Source organism: Nocardia altamirensis NBRC 108246 (assembly GCF_001612685.1).
Lineage (GTDB): Bacteria > Actinomycetota > Actinomycetes > Mycobacteriales > Mycobacteriaceae > Nocardia > Nocardia altamirensis.
In genome coordinates this window covers 48,945-68,391 of sequence record NZ_BDAY01000035.1, presented here as the reverse complement: position 1 = coordinate 68,391, position 19,447 = coordinate 48,945, and the positions used below count along the sequence as shown (strand labels likewise).

Annotated in this window: 18 protein-coding genes and 1 pseudogene; 12 read left to right on the top strand and 7 right to left on the bottom strand. The window is 64.1% G+C overall.

Annotation, left to right across the window (positions count from 1 at the left end):
- Window positions 1-153: 153 nt before the first annotated feature.
- Window positions 154-1,020: a sugar phosphate nucleotidyltransferase gene (locus NA11_RS19480; RefSeq protein WP_084654786.1), complete on the bottom strand. Its 867-nt coding sequence runs from the start codon at window positions 1,018-1,020 to the stop codon at window positions 154-156.
- Window positions 1,021-1,450: 430 nt separating this feature from the next.
- The gene (locus tag NA11_RS19475; protein WP_245745979.1) at window positions 1,451-2,017 is read right to left on the bottom strand and encodes a CGNR zinc finger domain-containing protein; all 567 of its coding nucleotides are present in this window, start codon (window positions 2,015-2,017) and stop codon (window positions 1,451-1,453) included.
- 132 nt (window positions 2,018-2,149) lie between these two features.
- Between NA11_RS19475 and NA11_RS19470 the strand changes: the two genes are divergently transcribed.
- On the top strand, window positions 2,150-3,064 hold the full coding sequence (locus tag NA11_RS19470) for an alpha/beta fold hydrolase (RefSeq protein WP_069163361.1): 915 nt from the start codon (window positions 2,150-2,152) through the stop codon (window positions 3,062-3,064).
- 191 nt (window positions 3,065-3,255) lie between these two features.
- Here the strand turns inward: NA11_RS19470 and rocD are convergent, their stop codons facing one another.
- From rocD to NA11_RS19460, 3 genes are all read right to left on the bottom strand, one after another.
- A complete protein-coding gene (gene rocD, locus NA11_RS19465; RefSeq protein WP_069163360.1) occupies window positions 3,256-4,455 on the bottom strand; it encodes an ornithine--oxo-acid transaminase in 1,200 nt (399 codons plus the stop codon).
- An 87-nt stretch (window positions 4,456-4,542) separates the two neighbouring features.
- Window positions 4,543-4,719: a hypothetical protein gene (locus tag NA11_RS45695; protein WP_167837679.1), complete on the bottom strand. Its 177-nt coding sequence runs from the start codon at window positions 4,717-4,719 to the stop codon at window positions 4,543-4,545.
- A gap of 18 nt (window positions 4,720-4,737) precedes the next feature.
- The gene (locus NA11_RS19460) at window positions 4,738-5,607 is read right to left on the bottom strand and encodes a TetR/AcrR family transcriptional regulator (protein ID WP_069163359.1); all 870 of its coding nucleotides are present in this window, start codon (window positions 5,605-5,607) and stop codon (window positions 4,738-4,740) included.
- A gap of 87 nt (window positions 5,608-5,694) precedes the next feature.
- Here NA11_RS19460 and NA11_RS19455 point away from each other — a divergent pair, with 87 nt between their 5' ends.
- From NA11_RS19455 to NA11_RS46675, 3 genes and pseudogenes are all read left to right on the top strand, one after another.
- Window positions 5,695-7,482: a right-handed parallel beta-helix repeat-containing protein gene (locus NA11_RS19455; RefSeq protein ID WP_069163358.1), complete on the top strand. Its 1,788-nt coding sequence runs from the start codon at window positions 5,695-5,697 to the stop codon at window positions 7,480-7,482.
- An 86-nt stretch (window positions 7,483-7,568) separates the two neighbouring features.
- Window positions 7,569-7,670: pseudogene (locus NA11_RS47200) on the top strand (NUDIX hydrolase); the annotation flags it as partial.
- Window positions 7,671-7,716: 46 nt separating this feature from the next.
- On the top strand, window positions 7,717-8,037 hold the full coding sequence (locus NA11_RS46675) for an NUDIX hydrolase (protein WP_245745977.1): 321 nt from the start codon (window positions 7,717-7,719) through the stop codon (window positions 8,035-8,037).
- Window positions 8,038-8,141: 104 nt separating this feature from the next.
- Here the strand turns inward: NA11_RS46675 and NA11_RS19445 are convergent, their stop codons facing one another.
- Window positions 8,142-9,191 carry a crotonase/enoyl-CoA hydratase family protein gene (locus NA11_RS19445; protein ID WP_084654785.1) on the bottom strand — a complete coding sequence of 350 codons (1,050 nt, stop codon included), beginning with the start codon at window positions 9,189-9,191 and terminating at the stop codon, window positions 8,142-8,144.
- A gap of 129 nt (window positions 9,192-9,320) precedes the next feature.
- Between NA11_RS19445 and NA11_RS19440 the strand changes: the two genes are divergently transcribed.
- The 6 genes from NA11_RS19440 (at window position 9,321) to hppD (ending at window position 16,797) form a co-directional block, all read left to right on the top strand.
- Entirely contained in the window at window positions 9,321-9,923 is a 603-nt protein-coding gene (locus tag NA11_RS19440) for a TetR/AcrR family transcriptional regulator (protein WP_069163357.1), read from the top strand.
- A gap of 280 nt (window positions 9,924-10,203) precedes the next feature.
- Window positions 10,204-11,316 (top strand): GGDEF domain-containing protein, encoded by a 1,113-nt coding sequence (locus NA11_RS19435; RefSeq protein ID WP_167837678.1) that lies wholly within the window; start codon window positions 10,204-10,206, stop codon window positions 11,314-11,316.
- Between the two features lie 237 nt (window positions 11,317-11,553).
- Complete coding sequence (gene shc / locus NA11_RS19430; protein WP_069163355.1) at window positions 11,554-13,461, top strand: squalene--hopene cyclase; 1,908 nt, start codon at window positions 11,554-11,556, stop codon at window positions 13,459-13,461.
- Between the two features lie 6 nt (window positions 13,462-13,467).
- On the top strand, window positions 13,468-14,490 hold the full coding sequence (locus NA11_RS19425; protein WP_069163354.1) for a polyprenyl synthetase family protein: 1,023 nt from the start codon (window positions 13,468-13,470) through the stop codon (window positions 14,488-14,490).
- Between the two features lie 32 nt (window positions 14,491-14,522).
- Window positions 14,523-15,614: a prenyltransferase gene (locus NA11_RS19420; protein ID WP_069163353.1), complete on the top strand. Its 1,092-nt coding sequence runs from the start codon at window positions 14,523-14,525 to the stop codon at window positions 15,612-15,614.
- Window positions 15,615-15,645: 31 nt separating this feature from the next.
- Window positions 15,646-16,797 (top strand): 4-hydroxyphenylpyruvate dioxygenase, encoded by a 1,152-nt coding sequence (gene hppD, locus NA11_RS19415; protein ID WP_069163352.1) that lies wholly within the window; start codon window positions 15,646-15,648, stop codon window positions 16,795-16,797.
- 82 nt (window positions 16,798-16,879) lie between these two features.
- Here the strand turns inward: hppD and NA11_RS46155 are convergent, their stop codons facing one another.
- Window positions 16,880-17,332 (bottom strand): YceI family protein, encoded by a 453-nt coding sequence (locus NA11_RS46155; RefSeq protein WP_069163351.1) that lies wholly within the window; start codon window positions 17,330-17,332, stop codon window positions 16,880-16,882.
- Window positions 17,333-17,519: 187 nt separating this feature from the next.
- On the opposite strand from NA11_RS46155, the gene NA11_RS46335 reads away from it, so the two are divergent.
- Complete coding sequence (locus tag NA11_RS46335) at window positions 17,520-17,669, top strand: hypothetical protein (RefSeq protein ID WP_218023344.1); 150 nt, start codon at window positions 17,520-17,522, stop codon at window positions 17,667-17,669.
- Window positions 17,670-18,435: 766 nt separating this feature from the next.
- The gene (locus NA11_RS19400; protein ID WP_141717705.1) at window positions 18,436-19,407 is read left to right on the top strand and encodes a glycosyltransferase family 39 protein; all 972 of its coding nucleotides are present in this window, start codon (window positions 18,436-18,438) and stop codon (window positions 19,405-19,407) included.
- The last annotated feature ends 40 nt before the right edge of the window (window positions 19,408-19,447 follow it).

Here is a 19,447-nt window from a genome sequence, read left to right as displayed (position 1 = left end):
CACAACATCACCGAGCATCCACCAGGATGCGCACAGGGCGTAGCCAATACCAGATTGGCCCTTGCTCACCAGGCGGAGCCTGGGGTCCTGTTGATACTGCTCACGGTGGTGTGGCCGCCAGCATGGGGGCCAGACTCATTGCGCAGCAGTCTTTTAGACGACGCTGAGAATCGAGGAATCGTCGGACAGATCCTCGATCGACGAGAAGTGGTTGATTGCGGAAACGAGCCCATCGACACTTCCCAGGTCGAAGTAGATGCCTAGCGACGGTTGGACTCGTACCGCGTCCGGGCTGGCGTTGAGCACAGCGGAAAGGCCATCTGTGAGATAGATTTCGCCGGATCCTGGGTCGGTGCCGACCATCGCCAACGTATCGAAGAACGTGGGCGGGAAGACGTATCGACTGATGTTGACGAGCGCCCCTCGACTGTCAGGGGACGGCGCCTCCTTCTCCGCTATGCCGCGCAAGTACAGCGAGGAGTCGACCTCCTGGATGCTCAGTACACCGTAGCGGCTGTGGTCTTCGACCACCATCGGCTGGCCAACGATCCCGTAGCCATCGCCGGCTGTTTGGGCGAGTGAGGCGAGCGTTGAACTGCCGGGCTCGTCAGACAGCAGATCATCGCTCGAGATGTAGAAGAAGCTGTCCTCGCCAACGAACTCACGGGCCAGCTGCACCGGAATCGCTGTGCCATAACCTTGTTCCAACGACTGCTCGATAAAGGTGAGCTCAGGGACACTGGCGATCTCGTCCAAGGCCGCGGCCTTTTGTTCCCATCCACGCGTCGCCAGCAACGCTCGAAGATCGCTGTCGCACCCATAGTAGTGCTGCACCTGGGTACTCCCCTCCCGCACCACGATCGCAATCTGGTCGACGCCGGCGCGTGCACATTCACGAATCGTGTAATCGATTGCGGGGCGGCGCCCCAGCGGCAACATCGCCTTGTCGATCGTCTTCGTGATCGGGTACATACGTGTACCCAGTCCAGCAGCAGCGATTACGGCCTTGCGTATCGTCATGGGGAGCTACTCCTCGATGAACTCAGTACTCAGGTTGTCGATATCGGTACGCCAAGCCTGACCGTAGCTGGTCGGGCCAACTGTTGGCGCGGCAAGTGCCGATGCCGCGAGCCGTGCAGTACGTCGGACGTCCTCGATCAGCAGAACTGATGGAGAGCGCACAGCGCCGTCGCGAGCGTAGACCATTGCTTCAACGTATTTCCATCGGTACTGAGCGTTTGGTGTTGCACCACAGCATGTTTGGCCTGATAGCACGAGCGCGGGAGAGCGATTCTCTCGTCGGGCGGGACTTGGCAAGAGATCCGATTGCGAGGTAGTCATCGTCGGTCAGCGGGATGCTGACGAGCGTGTGTTGCAGATTCGATTCGCTTGGAGTCACCCCGGGCTCGAGTGCGTCGGCGTGACATCGCAAGTCGCACAACTTGTCGATCTAGGCGAGTTCTCGGTGACGTGAGACCTTCTCGCGGTTTCCGCAGACCCGCATGCTGCACCAGCGGCGTTTTCCGCCGCGGGAGGTGTCCAGGAACAACCAGTGGCAGCGGGGGCAGGAACGTAGGCGTTCGCGTGGCAGGGTGTAGAAGGCTTCGATCGAGAGCATGGCAAGGACGGCTGTGACGGCGTCGGGGTCTCGCCACTGGGCGGGGGCCATGGCGGGTCTCGTGTCGTTCAGTCGGGCTGCACCGTCAGCGAGTCCGCTTGCGGCGGAACCGAATAGGGAGCCCAAAGCCTCCGCCGGGGGCGCATTGCGCGTGGCGATCGCTCCGAAGATCTTGGCCGATGCCTCCCTGACCGCGTGGACCCGTTCTACGAATGGTTCGTCAGCTATCTCGGCGACAGCCGCGGCCTCGCGAGGGTCGGCCAGCTCCGACGCCATGAACCAGTTCCCGATGTCGCGGGCGGATTTGAGCAACTCGTTGTCGGGTCCTGGCGCCCGCCGGTCGAATACGGCGTTCGCGAGGTCGAGGGCAGGATGCCCGCCGATGAAGTGCTCTGGCACCCATCTCGTCGCTGCGTACTCCACGGCCTGTAACTCCATTTTGGATGTTTAGTGGTTACTCCACCGGTAACCCCTATAACCATGGTATCCGGTAGGGAGAGGTGCCGGCTCAGCACGAGGAGTGATCACCCGATGCACGACTATCGCCACAAGACCCGGCACGAGACGGTCAATGTCCAAGGCTTGGACATCTTCTACCGACACGCCGGAGACCCGGAAACGCCAGCGATCCTGCTGCTGCACGGCTACCCGAATTCGTCGTACGCGTTCCGCGACATCATCGAACCACTGGCCCGAACCGCCCATGTCGTTGCGCCGGATCTGCCCGCTTTCGGGTTCTCCGCGGCACCATCCGCCGATGCTTACGACTACACGTTCGAGAACATCGCCGACACGATCGAGGCGTTCCTCGATGCGCTGGACATCGACAGGTTCTTCCTATTCGTCACCGATTTCGGCACGCCAGTGGGCTACCACCTCGCCACGCGCCGACCGGACCGGATCCGCGGCCTGATCGTGCAGAACGGCAATGCCCATGACGAGGGGCTCGGGCCGGACTGGGACGGCCCGAAGGCGTTCTTCGCCGAACCCACCGCAACGAACAGGGCCAAGCTCCCCCAGTGGATGGATTTCGAGACAACTCGCTACCAGTACATCGGAAATCAGCCGGAGCACCAGGCGTGTCTCTATCCACCCGAGGGCTGGCATCTGGACTGGGCACGCCTGTCGCGGCCCGGGATCATCGACATCCAGTTCAAGATTTTCTCGGACTACGGGTCGCATATCGCGCGCTTCCCAACCATTCGCGCCTACCACCGCGAACACCAGCCGCCGTGTCTGCTGCTGTGGGGCAGGCACGATCCCTTCTTCCAGCTCGACGAGATCATGGCATACAGTCGCACGCTTGATTCACTCGAAATCCACGTCTTCGAAAGCGGACACCAACTCTTGGAAACCCACTCCAGAGAATGCGCGGCTCTCATGACCCGCTTCATGCTCGAGGTGGAAGCGCTGTCACGTCCGGCCCCCGGTCGCTACACGAAATGACGAGTCCACAGCTCGCACAGCACAACTGAGGACTCACCAAGACTGACCTCGACTCATGGGTCCAGGCACTTCGGGGCTCGTGGCCAAGCGGGCGGAACTGAACGGCATGTTGATACTTGGTGTGCAGACTCAGCCGAACCGATGTGGTCGAAGGTCTCTGTGATACCGGCTCAGCAGATCTGTCCGCCCTGTTATCCGGTGCGGAGCTCGGTCAGTACCGTGGCGAGTTCGCCTACTGCCCAAGTCAATTCGCTCTCCTCGATGACCAAGGGGGGCGACAGGCGGATGGTTGAGCCGTGTGTGTCCTTGGCAAGGACGCCGCGTTCGGCCAGGCGTTCGCAGATCTCGCGGCCGGTCGCCAGCGCGGGATCGACGTCGACGCCTGCCCACAGGCCGACGACGCGAACCTGGTCTACGCCGTGCCCGCGCAGCGGCGCAAGGTGTTCGGCCAGTACGCTTCCCAGCCGTTCGGCTCGTCGTTGGAAATGGCCGTCTGCGAGAAGGTCGACCACGGCAAGGCCGACCGCGCAGGCCAGTGGGTTGCCGCCGAACGTCGAACCGTGTTGACCGGGTCGCAGTACGCCGAGCACCTCGCGGCTGCCCACCACGGCGGACACCGGGACGATGCCACCACCGAGGGCCTTACCGAGGACGACGAGGTCCGGGGTGACACCGACGCGGTCGACCGCGAGCGTCGCTCCGGTGCGACCGAGGCCGGACTGGACCTCGTCGGCGACGAACAGGGTGTTGCGCTCAGTGCACAGCGCGCGCACCCGCGGCAGGTAGTCGTCGGGCGGAATGATGACTCCGGCTTCGCCCTGGATCGGTTCCAGCAGAACGGCCGCGGTGTTGTCCGACAGGGCACGCTCGATGGCGTCGGCGTCACCATAGGGGACGAGGATGAAACCCGGTGCGTACGGCCCGAATCCGTCGTGCGCGCCCGGATCGTCGGAGAAGCCGACGATGGTGGTGGTCCGGCCGTGGAAGTTGCCTGCCGCCACAATGATTTCCGCACGGTCGCGCGGAACACCTTTGACCTCGTACGCCCATTTGCGCGCGACCTTGATCGCGGTCTCGACCGCCTCTGCACCGGTGTTCATCGGAATCATCATCTCGGCCCCGACCAGCTCGGTGAGGCGCTCGGCGAAGAGTTCGAGGAGGTTGTGGTCGAAGGCCCGGCTGACGAGCGTCATGCGCTGCAGCTGGTCCTGCGCCGCCGCGACAAGCGCCGGGTGGCCGTGGCCGAAGTTCATGGCGGAGTAGGCGCTGAGCATGTCGAGATGGCGGCGACCGTCCGTGTCGGTGATCCACACGCCGTTGGCATGTTCAGCGATGATGGGCAGCGGGTTGTAGTTGCGCGCGACTCGTCCGGTGGGGATGGCCGTCGTCATCGGTGGTCCTCCAAGGTGCAGCACTTTGATGTTCTTCGCGATGTGATTTGACGTGCCGTAACGACAGTATGTTGCGTAAGGAAAACATCAAAGAGCAATTCGTTGCACAGACGGCGCGTAGAACGTCGATTCATTAACCGCTCGGCCGTTGCCGTGCGCCGGCGCGGCCTGACGGAACAGCACTCTCCGGCGATCGCCGCGGACACGCAACCCGCCGACGAGCTGCGCCTCGGGCAGGCGGCGGAACGACGGGTCGGAGACCATCTCGGGCAGACTTCCGAATCACGACGGAGTCGACCGACGCTGGCGATAGGCACGTTGCTGACAGGCCCTCGAGCAGTAGTCCCGTGGTCGTCCCCGTCCTCCCTCGTCCAACGACTTCCCGCACATCACGCACGTCGCTCCCTCAATTTCGTCACGCATTACATCACGATCCCGGCTTTCGACGAGCACCTGGACACCGTCGAGCGTGCGCTGCAGCCCGAACTCGAACGGGTCGAGCGGCTCATCCATCCCTCCGCTCTCCCATAGCCTCGCCAAGGCCGGATAGACGTCCAATCGCTCGAACAGGGACTCACGTTCGCTCCACCAGCGCTCATGGGAGATCCCGGTGCGCCGCTGAACGTCCGCGGTCTCCCCCGCCTGCCGCGCGACCGACTCGACGAACCCACCCACGAGATTCACGACCGCGAACACCTGAGCCGGCGCCAAACCGCCGCGTGCAGCGACGTCGAGCGCGTGGTCGTACCCGGCCATGATGTTCGGCCCCGGCAGGCGGCGGCTTCCCGTGCTGTCAACCAGCCACGGATGCCGTTGGTAGATCTCCCACACTCGTCGCGCCCAACGTTCGAGGCCGGCGCGCCAGTCCAGTCCGTCCGCGGGCTCCAGCGGCGCCTCTCCATAGACGGCGTCTCGCATGAGCTCCACCAGTTCCGCCCTGCCAGGAACGTAGCGGTAGAGCGACATCGTCGTGGTGCCGAACCGTTCCGCGACCTTGCGCATGGACAGTGCGCGGAGCCCCTCGGCGTCCGCGACCTCGATCGCCGCCGCGACGATCCGGCCGAGGCTCAACCCTGGCCGGTCCGGTTCGCGCGCGCCCCACAGCAGCTCGATCGCCCGTTCCGGATCCGCCTGCGCGTCGTCTTCAGTCACCCGCTACTCCCTTGACGCTTGTCGCTCAATCGTGTTTAACTGATAAACATCAGTATATCCCATACACCACCTCGTAGGAGCATCGCCATGCCCGAAAACAGGTTGTACGTGTCCCCCGACGGCCAGGACGACTGGCCGGGCACCCTCGACCAGCCGTTCGCCACCCCGCACGCGGCTCAGCAAGCCGTCCGCGCGCGCACCGCCGAGATGACCGGCGATATCGTCGTCGCCTTCCGAGCCGGTGTCTACCACCTCGAAGAACCGCTCACTTTCGACAACACGCATGCCGACTCCGGAACGAACGGGTTCCGGGTGGTCTACCAGGCCAACGGCTACGGAACGGCCGATCAGGAGAAGGTCGTGCTCAGCGGCGGCCGCGAGGTCACCGGCTGGTCCGCGGGCGGCGTGTGGACCGCCCCGATCGGCGAACTGGAACCACGACGGCTCGCCGTCGACGGCCGCCCCGCAGCCCGGGCGGCCCGCACCACCGGACTTCCGGGAACCGTGACGAAAACGGCGACTGGTTACGTCACGGACAGCGTGGAGCCGCAGTCGTGGCCGGATCCCCCAGGACTGGAGTTCGTCTACCCAGGCGTCTATCCGTGGTCCGAAGCTCGCCTGGCGGTCGCCGCGATCTCCGGAGACAGCTCCTCGACCACCATCACCATGGCCCAGCCCACCTTCGACAACGCTAAGTCCCTCTACGACTCGAAGTGGTACGGCGCAGGGGATGCCGACGGGACCTGGGACGGCCTCGCCGCACCGTCTGTGCTCGAAAACAACGTGGCCTTCCTCGGCGAGCCGGGCACCTTCGCCGTCGACCGCTCCGAACCGGGCGGACACGTCCTGCACTACCGCCCGCGCCCCGGCGAGGAGATCGGCAAGACCACCGCGATCGTGCCCGTTCTCGAGACGCTCGTCAGCGCGAAGAACGTGCACGACATCGTGCTGCGCGGTCTCACCTTCGCCGAGACGAACTGGTCGAGCCCCAACCGCACCGGTGGTTACCTGCACTACCACGGCAACAGCCGCCACGAGCACGGCGAATTCCAGAAGATCGACCTGGGTGCCGATATGGGCTATGCCCACGTTCCGGCGACACCGACCCAGCTACCCGCCAACGTCCTCCTCGACTCGGTCAGCCGGATAGTGCTGGAGGGCAACCACTTCACCCGCCTCGGCGCCGGCGGGCTGGCGATCGACGGCAGTACCGCCGTCGAGGTCAGGGGGAACGTTTTCGATGAGATCTCGGGCAGCGGGATCGCCGTCCATGGCTCCACTCGCGTCACTGTCGAGGACAACCTCGTCCACCACATCGGCACCGAGTACCGCGGTTCGCCCGCCATCCTCGTCTTCATCTCCGAAGAAACCACCGTGGCGCACAACGAGATCCACGATGTGCCGCACAACGGCATCGTGATCACCGGCGGCGAGCGAGCCAAGGGCACCCAGGTGATCGGGAACCTCGTCGAACGGAGCATGAGCGCGTTGATGGACGGCGGCGGGATCTACCTGTCCGCACCGCAGGGCTCGTCGTTCGCCGGCGGGGCGGTGGTCAGGGGCAACGTGATCCGAGATGTCCTGACGTCGTACAACTTCGGGCTCTATGCCGACTATGGCGCCGCGTGGATCACCGCCATCGGGAATATCGTGTGCCGGGCCGACACGCCGATCGTGCTGCAGGTCGGTCCGCCGCTGGAGAACGTCGCCTTCATCGGCAACTTCTGGGACGTCCTGCCCGCCGGTTACGACGACCCGCCCAAGACAGTGACCGTGGCCGGGAACACCGTGCTGCCCAAGGAAACCTTCGACGAAGCGATCAAGGCCGACCCGGCAGCGGCCGACATCCTCGCGCGGGCGGGACGGCGCCTCTGAAACGATGATCGGGATTCCTGCCGGGCGTAAAACTCGTACGCCCGGCAGACTCCTGGTGATTCACGCGTAGAGATAGGGTCCGGTGGGTGAGTTTCAGGATCGCGGCGTACGGCGTTTGCTTGGAACTGGGCCGGGTGTTGCTTGCTCGGCATGTGGCCGAAACCGGCGAAACGACTTGGACGTTGCCGGGTGGCGGGGTCGAGCACACCGAAGATCCCTTCGACGCGGTGACTCGTGAGCTGCGCGAGGGAAACCGGCTACGAAGGGGTCGTCGAACGGCTTCTCGGCGTGGATTCGAGGGTGATTCCCGCGGCTGTTGCCTTGGCAGGCGTCGAGCATCAGAACGTTGGAGCCTTCTACCGTGTCCGCGTCGTCGGTGGTCGGCTCAGAGGCGAAATGAACGGCGCCACTGTCGAACCGACCTGGACTCCGCTCGCCGAGGTGCCCTCTTTGCGCCGATCATCGCTCGTCGATACCGGCCTGGCTCTGGCACAGACCCTCCCGGCAACCGGCCACGTCGACTCGACTCCGGTCGGCGGGCTGATCCAGCACTGATGGCGACACGAGAAGCGTTCGGCCGACGCAGAGTTGGAGTTCTGCAAGTCCTTCGCACACCCCCTGCAGGAGGTCGGGCGGTCTTCCACCAAGGAGGGCCGAGCTCAGCGTTCGAACTGCGCGCGCTTGTAATCGCCGTAGGGTTCGTCGCGTTCGCGCACGGCTTCACGGAAACCGACAGTGGCGGAACGTAATTGGAAGGCATACCCCTCGCGGGTGTGGCGGGAGATGCCGTCGAAGACGGTGCTGATCATGCCCGAGTTGGCCACTCCTTGCGCCAGCAGTGCCGAGTTGAGCGCCAGCTTGGCCATCATCAGCTGGTTGACCGGCATTCTGGCTATCCGGTGCACCAGGTCTTCGGTGCGTGCGTCGAGTTCCTCGGCGGGGCAGGACTCCACCGCCAGACCCCATTCCTCGGCTTGTTTGCCGCTGAGGCTGTCACCGGTGAACAGCAGTCGTTTGGCGCGGGCATCACCGAGGCGGTGGGCCCACATTCCGGCCGCGGGGATGCCCCAGGTCCGGGTGGGTGGATAGCCGATCTTGGTGTCGTCGGCGCAGATGATCTGGTCGGCGTACAACGCGATGTCGGTGCCGCCGGCGATCGCGAACCCGTGCAGTTTCGCGACGGTGGGCTTGTTGGCGTGCAGCAAGCTGGCGAACCCGCGGTTGCAGCGGCTCATCATCGCGTAGTCGATCATCGGATCCCATGTGCCCCAAGGATTGTGGTTCACGGCGTTGACCACCGGATCGAGCACGGTGCCGGTGACTTCGTCGGGGTTGCCCTCGGTAGCGAAGGCGCGCTCGGCGAACATGTCCAGATCGTAGCCGCCACAGAACCCTTTGCCTCGCCCGCTGACCAGGATCACATGCACCCGCGGGTCCAGATCTGCGCGCTCGACGGCATGGGCGAGATCCAGCGGGGTCGCCGGGGTGATCGAGTTGCCCTTCTCCGGCCTGTTGAATGTGATCCGGGCGATCCGGCCGTCTCGTTCGTAGGTCAGTGTCGAGTATTGACGCTCCCCGTTGGGCTCAGGGCGGTCCTGCCACGGCGAATCGGGCGCCTCAGTCCAGTTCTCATACCAGGCTGCCGGGCGAGTGCCGGAATGAGATTGATTGTCAGACAATGGCTTTCCCTTCGAACAAGTGAGCAGCATGGCCGGTCGTCGAGGTCCTTCGCCGCTCGAGGCATCGAATGGAGCTTGACTCGAGCACCCGTTGACAGTCAAGAGTGACTGTGAAATTCTCGATCCGACGCCGAGCCGACGAAACGGAGAGCCCCCGCGGTGACCACACGCGCCGAACAGAAACAGGCGACCCGCGCACGCATCTTGGACGTGGCAACGAACCTGCTGGTAGAGCGTGGATACTCGGCCCTGACGACGGTGGCCGTCCAGCGCGCGGCCGACCTGAGCCGGGGCGCCCTGCTCCATCACTTCCCGACGATGCGTGAGCTCACCGAGGCACTCGTCGCCAACCTCGTCGAGCTGAACGAGGCCACGACACAAGCGACCGCCGAGCGGATCGGCGACACCGCCGACCCGATCCACCGCGCCCTGACCGCGCTGTACGAGAGCATGACCCGCCCGCCTGCTCAGGCCGAGTTCGAACTATGGGCCGCCGCGCGCACCGATCCCGAGCTCGCAGCCGTACTCCGGGTCGCCGAACGTCGAGCAGGCCGCGACCTGCACCGCGTCATCGACACCCTCTTCGGTCCGACCTTGGTCGAGCACTCGCGATATCCAGCAGCCAGGGAACTCGTCGTCGTCGCGCTCCGCGGCATAGCGATGTCTCGACCGCTGCGTTCCTCCGAACGCGCCGATCGAGCGACTCTCGAGTATTTGGCCGACGCCATCCGAACGATGTTGTCCGCCGACACTGACGACTGAACGCGCCTCCACTCGGCGCATTCACCGTCGAGCTCGACCGATTCGACTGCGCTGCTGCGTTTTTGGACAAATCGCGGTGCCAGCACACGCGACGCCCGCAGATCAGTTGCCAGCGTCGAGGACGCCGCCCGGGGCGGCAACGCATCGACGATGCAGCACCACATCGCGCGACGCACAGCTAATAGACCGTTATCATTGGTTGCTCGCATCATCGATCGGCTCAGTACGGATTTGGCACTCGTCGGGTGATACCAGGAGGCCGTTCATGGACAACCGAGAGATGGCTGACTCTTGGTGGCACGATCGTGACCACTACCCGATGCTGATGAAAGCCCTGGTCGACCATTCCGCGGTCGGCTGGATGAAAGCTGTCGCCGGGGCAGCGGGGGCAGTCCTGAGCGTTGTCCTGGTCTTCGCCGCACTGTCATCGGCCGGTCCGACCAATACGGTGGACCGCACCCTGGTGATCGTCGGCGCTGCCGCGGCGGCGCTGTGGGCACTGCGCTGGTGGGCACTGCCGCTACCAACGGCCACGCAGTCGTTGGCACTGTTCGCCGTCGCGGACGTAGCCATTACCGCAGTGTGCGTGCAGGGCGACTATTTCCTCGGAAGGTCGGCAGGGATCATCCTCCTGCTCGCCATCGGCCTCTACTTCATGATCTTCCATACCGCCAGAGCTCTTGTCGCACACGCATTCTGGACCGTGGCGACCGTTCTGATGCTGTGGCTTCCCTTACTGAAAGGAGATACCGCCGTCGCTGCCTTCGCGACCATCGCGGCAGCGGTGTCGATCAATATCGGCGCATTGCCTGCGCTCCACTTCGGTCTATGGCTGGTGTGGGAGGACAAACTGTCGGATGCCCTCACCGGCCTGTTGAGCAGGCGAGGACTGGAATTCCGCGCACCACACGTGATCGAACAGGACAGTCCGTCAACGCTCTGCGCGATCGTGATCGACCTCGATCGCTTCAAGAGCATCAACGACAAATTCGGCCACCACGTCGGCGACACTGTGCTGGCGCATACGGCTGGGCTGCTCCGCACCATCGCCCCGCCGAGCGCACTTGTGGCCCGCACCGGTGGTGAAGAGTTCGCCATCCTCACCCGAGTGCCCATGACGGCCGCGTGCGCCACCGCCGCCAGACTGCGCGACGCCATCGCCCAACCAACCGGCCCCGCCCCCGTCACCGCCAGCATCGGCGTCGCCGTCCTCGACACCGACAACGCTGGCCACGATCCGGCCGACGAGTCGGTCACCGACCTTCTCCACCGCGCCGACACCGCGATGTACCGGGCTAAACAACAGGGCGGCAATGCTGTCGTGCTGGATGATCGCACCGCGACGCCCGCAGCCGAGATCGCCCCACCGAACCCCAACCACCATCTCCTCTAACACAATTGCCGTACCCTGGCCTCCGCCGAACGCACCGACGTTTCCGCATCACCGACTCATCTGTGCGCCGTAACATATTGGGACCCAACAATTTAAGCACTTCGACAACTGTATCAATCGCTGTAGCATCCCGAATCTCGTTGACCCGCATGGCCTATCACCATTCATCTCAAAAATACATCGGGTACGAGGCAATACCGGGTGCCCTACACCGCGGTCCGGTATCGTCTTAGAGCTATGAGCCCCGACAAGATCGAGTGGGAATCGGCAGTCGCCGATGCTCTTCGCCGGAGCCTCGATCACCTACTTGGGTTGCAGTCGCCAGAAGGATGGTGGTGCCAGCCGCTCGCGACCTGCGCCATCAACGAATCCGGGGACCTGTTCTTACGAGAATTTCTGGGAATCCGGGACGAGACCAAGGCCGCCGAATTGGCACGGTGGCTGCGCTCGCAGCAGCGATCCGACGGCACCTGGGCGAAATACCACGCCGGGCCCGGCGACCTGTCCACGACCGTGACAGTTTATGTCGCGCTGCGAATCTGCGGTGACAGCGCGGACGAACCCCATCTCCTTCGGACGGCCAGTTGGATTCGGGACAACGGCGGCGTGGCGCAGGCCAGTGTTATCACCCGATTCTGGCTGGCCATGTTGGGCCTGTGGTCCTGGGATGACATTCCGGTCCTGCCGCCCGAACTGACCTTGTTGCCGACGTGGGCACCGCTGAACATCTATTCCTGGGCCAATTGGACGCGACACATCGTCGTACCGCTCGCCGTGATCGGCCATTTCCGGCCGGTGCATTCGGTGGGATTCACCCTCACCGACCTGGCAGGCGACGTCTCGACGCGGCAACGCCCCACCGACTTGGTGAGCCGCGCGTTCTACGGCGCGGACTACCTGTTGCAGGCCTATCAGCGACTGCCGCTGAAACCCTTGCGGCAGACGGCATTACGACGTGCGGAACAGTGGATCATCGAGCGGCAGGACTCCGATGGAAGCTGGGCAGGCGTACAGCAACTGAACCTGTACTCGATTGCCGCGCTGTCGGTGCTCGGCCTGCCCGTGGATCATCCGGTGATGGCCGCCGGGCTGCGCAACCTCGACACTTACGTGGTTCACGAAGAAACCCCGCATGGCCCTGCGCAGTGGATCCAGATGATGCAGGGGCCGGTGTGGGACACGGGACTGTCTGTGCTCGCGCTCACCGATGCGGGCATGGACACTGATCACCCCGCCCTCAAACGGGCCGGTGAGTGGTTGTTGACCCAGGAGGTCAGAACTGTAGGTGATTGGGCCAAGCGCCGTCCCGGGCTGACTCCCGGTGGCTGGTCTTTCGAGTTCGTCAATAGCTACTATCCCGACCTCGATGACACGTCCGTGGTAGTCCGGGCACTGACCCGGCTCCACGGTTCCGATTCGGCGGTGCAGCGCGGTGTGGCGTGGGGCGCGGGCATGCAGTCGCGCGACGGCGGCTGGGCCGCTTTCGACGCCGACAACACCGAGACGCTGGTCAAGCGGCTGCCGTTCAACGAATTCGCCGACGTGACCGATCCTCCCTCGGCCGATGTGACCGCGCACATGGTCGAGATGCTGGCCGAGCACGGCGAACGGCACGCCGATCGGGTCGACCACGGGGTGCGCTGGCTGCTGGATCATCAGGAGGCCGACGGATCGTGGTTCGGCCGGTGGGGTGTCAATTATGTGTACGGCACGGGCGCCGTGGTGCCCGCGTTGGTCGCCGCGGGCCTGCCCGCGAAGCACAACGCCATCCAGCGAGCCGTGCACTGGCTGGAGGAGCACCAGAACTCCGACGGAGGCTGGGGCGAGGATCCGCTGTCCTATGTCGACCCGAAGTGGATCGGTTCCGGGACCTCCACCGCATCGCAGACCGCGTGGGCGCTGCTCGCCCTGATCGCCGCATCAGGCCGATCCCCGGCTGTGGACCGTGGCATCGACTGGCTGATCCAGACGCAACGCGCCGACGGAGGGTGGGACGAACCTCAGTTCACCGGAACCGGACTCCCCGATGGCGTCTACATCCACTACAGCTCCTACAGCATCGTCTTCCCGCTGAGCGCACTCGGCCGGTATCAGGCACTGGGCGCCGCAACCGAATCTGGCGACTCCGCAGAACGAGAGAGGTAGTGAGCCGTGGTCTCACAACAGGACGGCACCGATGCGGTCGGTCCGCCGCCCTGGGTACCGATGATCGACGAGCTATGGCAGGAGTACACCGATCAGCTGATCATCGAATTGCGGCTGTGCTCAGCGGGTTTGGATGACCGGCTGAGCGAGGTGTGCAGCTATGCGCTGCTCCCTGCCGGGAAACTCCTTCGACCGCTGCTCTGCATGGAGTCCGCAACGGCCCTGGGCGGCCACCCCAGAATCGTGGTTCGCGCCGCAGCAGGCCTCGAGCTGGCGCACGTGGGCAGTCTCGTCCAGGACGACGTGATCGACGGCGACTTGATGCGCCGCGGGCGCGCTTCGGTGTTCGACAAGTACGGAGTCAACGCGGCCATCGTTTCCGGCGACGCCATGATCAGCTCGCTGTTCGACGCGTTGACCTACAGCAGCCAGCTCGGTGTTCCCGAGACGAACGTGATCCGCGCGATTCAGCATGCCTCCCAAGCGATCTGCGCCATGTGCCTCGGACAGCTCCTGGAAGACCGACTGAGTGGACGTAGCGAGTGTGATCTCGACAGCTACCTGGAGATGGTCCGCAACAAGACCGCCGCGGCGTTTCGGGGATCCTGTGAGATCGGCGCGATTCTGGCCGGGGGAACCGCGGACGAGGTGGCCGTGCTCGGAGATTACGGTGAGCAACTCGGGATAGCGTTCCAAATCAGGGACGATCTCCTGCCTTTCACGGAAACCGAACACGATGTGGGCAAGCCGATCACCAGCGATCTGGAGAACAGCCGACCCACCTTGCCGATCATCCTGGCGAGCCGTGCGTTGGATGTCCCGCGCTCCGTTGTCGTCGAGCGCTACCGGAACGAATCGTTCGAGTCCGTGGTGACTCTCCTCGAAAGCGCTGGCGCACTGGAGTGTTCGTGGGAGATGGCGCGAGAGCACGTGTCGTCTGCGGTGCAGCGGTTGTTCTCGTTACCCGATTCGCCCAGTCGTGGCCGGCTCATGAAAGTCGCGCACTACGCCACGGAGCGAACGCTGTAGCTCTGTCGTTCCAGCCGAACAGTGAGGTACCGATGGAAGCCGAGATCGAAAGTGGTGACACACTCACCAGTACCGAGGCTCCACGCTCGGTACGGCTGAAGGCATTCGTCCGGCTAGGCCGCCCCAGGTTCCTCCTGCAAAGCGCGGCGGCGCTCGGCTTGGGCATGCTCGCGGCCGACCACGACGGTCATCCACTCAGTTTGGGGTGGTACGCCGTAGGTATCGCGCTCGCGTGGACCAGCCATCTCATGGTGCACTACTGCAACGAGTACTTCGATCTGCCTGCGGATCGCGCCAATTCATCGCATACCCAGTGGACCGGCGGAAGTCGTGTTCTCGTCGAGGGTCTCGTGAAACCGGAAACCAGCCTGAGCTCAGCTTTCGTCCTGGTATTCGCGGCGTTCTTCATCATTTCCGCGGTTCCCGATGTTGTTGTCCGCGAGTTCGTTGTGCTGCTGCTTGCGCTGGCCTGGTTCTACACCGCCCCGCCATTCCGGCTCAACTACCACGGACTCGGCGAGCTGACATCCGGAATCTGCCTCTACGGACTGGTTCCCATACTCAGCTACTACTTCTACGCGGGATCCGTCTCCGGACTCCTGCTGAGTATCGTCATACCCATTTTGTGCGTCCAGGTGCTGCGCCAGTTCATCATGAACTTGTCCGATATCGAAGGCGACCGGAAGACCAACAAGCGGACGGCAGCAGTTGTGTTGGGGCCCAACATGATCGTGCGGCTCTATACGGGCGGACAAGTGCTGTGTTATCTCGCCCTCGCGGTGCTCGGGATCGTCGGCGCCCTCCCCCTACCGGTCACCGTGGCAATGCTCCTCACCGCGGCACTACCGGCGTGGGTGGGCTGGAAGCTGCTCACCGGCGGCATGGAAAAGCCAAGCGTCGCAAACCGAATCACCTTCCTGGCCTCGATCCAGCTACCGAGCATGGTGTGCGCGGCCATGACCGGACTGGTGATCCATACACTGCTCGACCAGGACCAACCAGCCTGGAACAACGGACTGACCGTCTATGCCATCACCATGGCGATCTACCTGATCTGGGTTTTCGGGCTGATCGTCGGCGTCCGCCCGGCCACCGGAGCAACACAGGATGAGCAGGCATCGTGACGACACTCGAACTCGGATAGCAGGCAGGCGAATGAGCTCGAGCACCGCAACGGACGCGACAGATGCTGGGGCGCACGATGATTCGGCCGACCCGTTCCCCGTGATCGGCATCGACCATGTGCGATTCCACGTCGGCAATGCCAAGCAGGCCGCCTACTACTATTCGGCGGCGTTCGGCATGACCCTCGTCGCCTACCGGGGGCCGGAGACCGGCTGCCCGGACATCGCCGAGTATGTCCTGACTTCCGGTGAGACCCGATTTGTCATGGCCGGCGAGGTGCGGGCCGGAACGGTGGTTGGTGAATCGGTGGCACGGCACGGTGACGGCATCGCCGACCTGGCGATCCAGGTACCCGACGCAGACAAGGCGATCGATTACGCGCGGACTCGCGGCGCCACCGTGTTGCGCCCACCGGAGGAACTCCACGACGGACACGGCACCGTCCGCGTCGCCACGCTCGCGACCTACGGCGATACGCAGCACACGTTGGTGGACCGGTCCCGCTACGACGGCCCGTTTCTGCCCGGCTTCGTCGAGGCGAAACCGCTCTTTCCCGCCAAACCCGCGCATCATCCGGATCGGTACTTCCAGTCGATCGACCACTGCGTCGGCAACGTCGAGCGGATGGACGAATGGGTCGAGTTCTACCGTCGCGTCATGGGATTCACCAACATGGCCGAGTTCATCGGCGACGACATCGCCACCGAGTACTCGGCGCTGATGTCCAAGGTGGTGGCCAGCGGCAACCGCCGGGTCAAGTTCCCGATCAACGAACCCGCTTCGGGCACAAGGAAATCCCAGATCGAGGAGTACCTCGAGTACTACGGCGGACCTGGTGTGCAGCACGTGGCCCTTGCTACCGATGACATCGTCGCGAGTGTGCGGGCGATGCGTGAGATGGGCGTGGAGTTTTTGGCTACGCCGGATTCGTACTATGACACCCTCGCCGAACGGGTCGGGTCGATCCGGGCGCCGATTCAACAACTGCGCGACCTGCAGATCCTGGCTGATCGGGACGAGAACGGTTACCTCTTGCAGATCTTTACCAAGCCGGTGCAGGACCGCCCGACCGTGTTTTTCGAGCTGATCGAGCGACGCGGCTCGCTCGGCTTCGGCAAGGGTAATTTCAAGGCGCTGTTCGAGGCGATAGAACGCGAGCAAGCCAAGCGCGGCACCTGGTAAGGGACGGTCCGCCGAAGTGGCGGGCCGTCCCAACTGCGTTGCGCTACACCATGATCAATCGTCCTGCCGGACGCAATTCAGGTCAGGACCTTTCGAAAGCGATCAGCAAGTCGATGGTGGTGTTGGAGATGCTGCCCAACGGGTTACTGCTGATCGGGGGCTGGATGCTGAAATCGGCCGGTTCGACCGGGATGCTGGTCTTGAACGCGAGACGCTGACCGACCTCGGTGGTTTCGAAATTGAAGGTCACCGTGCGAGTGACGCCATGGACGGTGAACCGGCCGGTGGCGGGGACGCTGACCGTCGCGCCTGCGGTCGGAACCGACGGGAAGACAATAGGACTCGTCAGCACGAACGACGACGTCGGGAACTTGCCCGTCTCCAGCATTTGATGGTAGGCCGGATCATGCATGCAGTCGCAGTTCGCGGTTTGCATATTGACCGTCATGTTCGCTGACGTGATAGTCAGGCCATCGACCTGGATCGATCCCGAAACATCGTAGGTCCGGCCGATCACCCGGGTCGTCTGTCCCATGATCGTGTCGTCGGTGGCCCAACGGGCCTCCGTGCCGGAACCGACGGTCCATGTTCCCGCGATCGGACTACTCGGTGCGGGAGGGGGCGGCGGCGGAGCCAGCGCGACGGGCGGTGGCGGTGGTGCCGGAGCTGGTGGTGGTGGCGGTGCCGGGGCCTCGGGTGGCGGTGGAACCGGGGATTCCGCCGTGGGCAGTGCGGCGATGGACGGCGTCACACTCGCTGCATCGGTCGTCGGCACCGGCGGCATCGTCGTCGTCCGCGGTGGGCCGCTCGAGGTCGCCAGATCATTGAAGCTCAATGGGTCCGGGTTGTTCGCGCTGACCATTCGAAGGTAGATAAAGGGGCCGCCGACAGCGAGTGCGACCACTACGACCACTACCACGATCCAGGTAATTGGATTGCGTAGCGCGGATCGAATCCGCCCGGAGCTTCTCTGATTTGTCATGTGATATTTCCTCATTCCATCATCGGACGTCTTGATGGACGCAGGCGGCAGACAGCACCGGCACATATGCGGCAACCGGCACCGGGGAAGGGCAAGGGACACCAGATTCCCGCAGGCTCGCTCGTTTCGGTGGGACTACGCACTCAGCCATTCCCAAGCCTGCTCTCGGTCGCCCCCCGTGAGAGATACGAGGCACGCAGCCGTTCGGTTCAATCCAATTAATAGTAGAGGACTCGGCGTCGAAAAGGAGGGCTCTGGCTGGTGCCCGCACCATGCACCGCATCGCCCCTACCAGCACCAACACTGCGGCTTCGCCGCAACATGCCCCGACCCCTACTGAACTGACACCAAACGAACCGTGCGGTAACCAATGACTTGCGCCCGCAAAATGCACGCCCTCTTTCGGCTATTTGTCAATATGTTTGCGCAATACGGACGGACTTGTGCAGCGAACCAAACACAATCGAGGCGCCCCCCGCGCGGGATGATCATGTGGCCGTGGTTGATTCACTGTCCGCGGTCAACCCATGCGCGCACGCCAGACTGTCGCCAACGTGGATGCGATCCGCTGGCGACCCTCTTGTTAGCTGATCATTTGCCCGCTACTCTGCGCTAGTCCTCACATACTCCTGGACCGGAAGGAGGACGAATTCCCTGTGACAGAAAAGAGTTCCGTCTCCGCGCCGCCGTCGGCACGAGTATGTCCGCCGAGGTCGGCCGCGGTGCTCGAGCAGGCAGGATGGGTCTCGTCCGGCCTCCTCATGCTGCTGGTTGGCATGGTGGGGATCGGCGTACCCGAGTTGTGGCGCGACGAGTTGGCGACGTGGAGCGCGGCGACGCGCTCGGTGCCCCAGATCCTCTCGCTGGCGAGCAACGTCGACGGTGTCCACGCCCCGTACTACCTGGTCATGCACGGTTGGATTGCAGTGTTCGGCGATTCCGCCGTAAGCATGCGGGCGCCATCGTTGCTTGCCGCAGCCGCGGCGGCAGGCATGGTGTCACTGATCGGTGCTCGGCTGTTCGGCCGATGGGCAGGATTCCTGGCAGGGCTGATATTCGTTCTGGTGCCAGAGGTTTCCAGGATGGCCCAGGAGGCGCGCCCATACGCCCTGCTGATGTTCGCCTGTGCGCTGGCGACCTTCCTGCTGCTCGCCGCGCTGGACGACCCAGGATGGTGGCGGTGGCTGCGCTACGGTGCGGCGATCGTCCTCGTCGGGCTCACCAATATGGTGGCGCTGGCCATCCTTGCCGGGCATCTCGCGGTGGTGTTCGTCGTATGGTGGCGATCTCGGGAACAACGGCTCATGCGCGCAGGGGTGGTCACCGCAGCCGCGCTGCTCGCCCTGCTCCCGCTGCTGATCCTCGGTCTGGGGCAGCAGGCCAGGCAGATCACGTGGATTCCACGGCCGTCGCTGCTTGCCTTGCTGGGTGTCGACCATCCTTTCGCGCAAGGCGGCGGGCTGTGGACGCAGGTCTTCCGATCCGCGCCGGTGGCCTATGCCGTGTTGGTGCTAGCGGCGCTCGCGTGGTTGCGACGCGACCGGGCAAAGGTCGCAGCTGTCACCGCGGTCGCAGTTCTTCCCGTGCTCGCCATCTGGGTCATGTCTCGGGTCGGGACGTCGTACTAGCTGCCGCGGTATCTGCTCTTCACCCTGCCGACGTGGTCCG

Bases quoted from the DNA above. Each gene is read 5' to 3' on its own strand.
- NA11_RS19480 (WP_084654786.1), bottom strand. From the start codon at position 1,020: ATGACGATACGCAAGGCCGTAATCGCTGCTGCTGGACTGGGTACACGT.
- NA11_RS19470 (WP_069163361.1), top strand. From the start codon at position 2,150: ATGCACGACTATCGCCACAAGACCCGGCACGAGACGGTCAATGTCCAA.
- rocD (WP_069163360.1), bottom strand. From the start codon at position 4,455: ATGACGACGGCCATCCCCACCGGACGAGTCGCGCGCAACTACAACCCG.
- NA11_RS45695 (WP_167837679.1), bottom strand. From the start codon at position 4,719: ATGGTCTCCGACCCGTCGTTCCGCCGCCTGCCCGAGGCGCAGCTCGTC.
- NA11_RS19455 (WP_069163358.1), top strand. From the start codon at position 5,695: ATGCCCGAAAACAGGTTGTACGTGTCCCCCGACGGCCAGGACGACTGG.
- NA11_RS19445 (WP_084654785.1), bottom strand. From the start codon at position 9,191: ATGCTGCTCACTTGTTCGAAGGGAAAGCCATTGTCTGACAATCAATCT.
- NA11_RS19435 (WP_167837678.1), top strand. From the start codon at position 10,204: ATGGCTGACTCTTGGTGGCACGATCGTGACCACTACCCGATGCTGATG.
- shc (WP_069163355.1), top strand. From the start codon at position 11,554: ATGAGCCCCGACAAGATCGAGTGGGAATCGGCAGTCGCCGATGCTCTT.
- NA11_RS19420 (WP_069163353.1), top strand. From the start codon at position 14,523: ATGGAAGCCGAGATCGAAAGTGGTGACACACTCACCAGTACCGAGGCT.
- hppD (WP_069163352.1), top strand. From the start codon at position 15,646: ATGAGCTCGAGCACCGCAACGGACGCGACAGATGCTGGGGCGCACGAT.
- NA11_RS46155 (WP_069163351.1), bottom strand. From the start codon at position 17,332: ATGGGACAGACGACCCGGGTGATCGGCCGGACCTACGATGTTTCGGGA.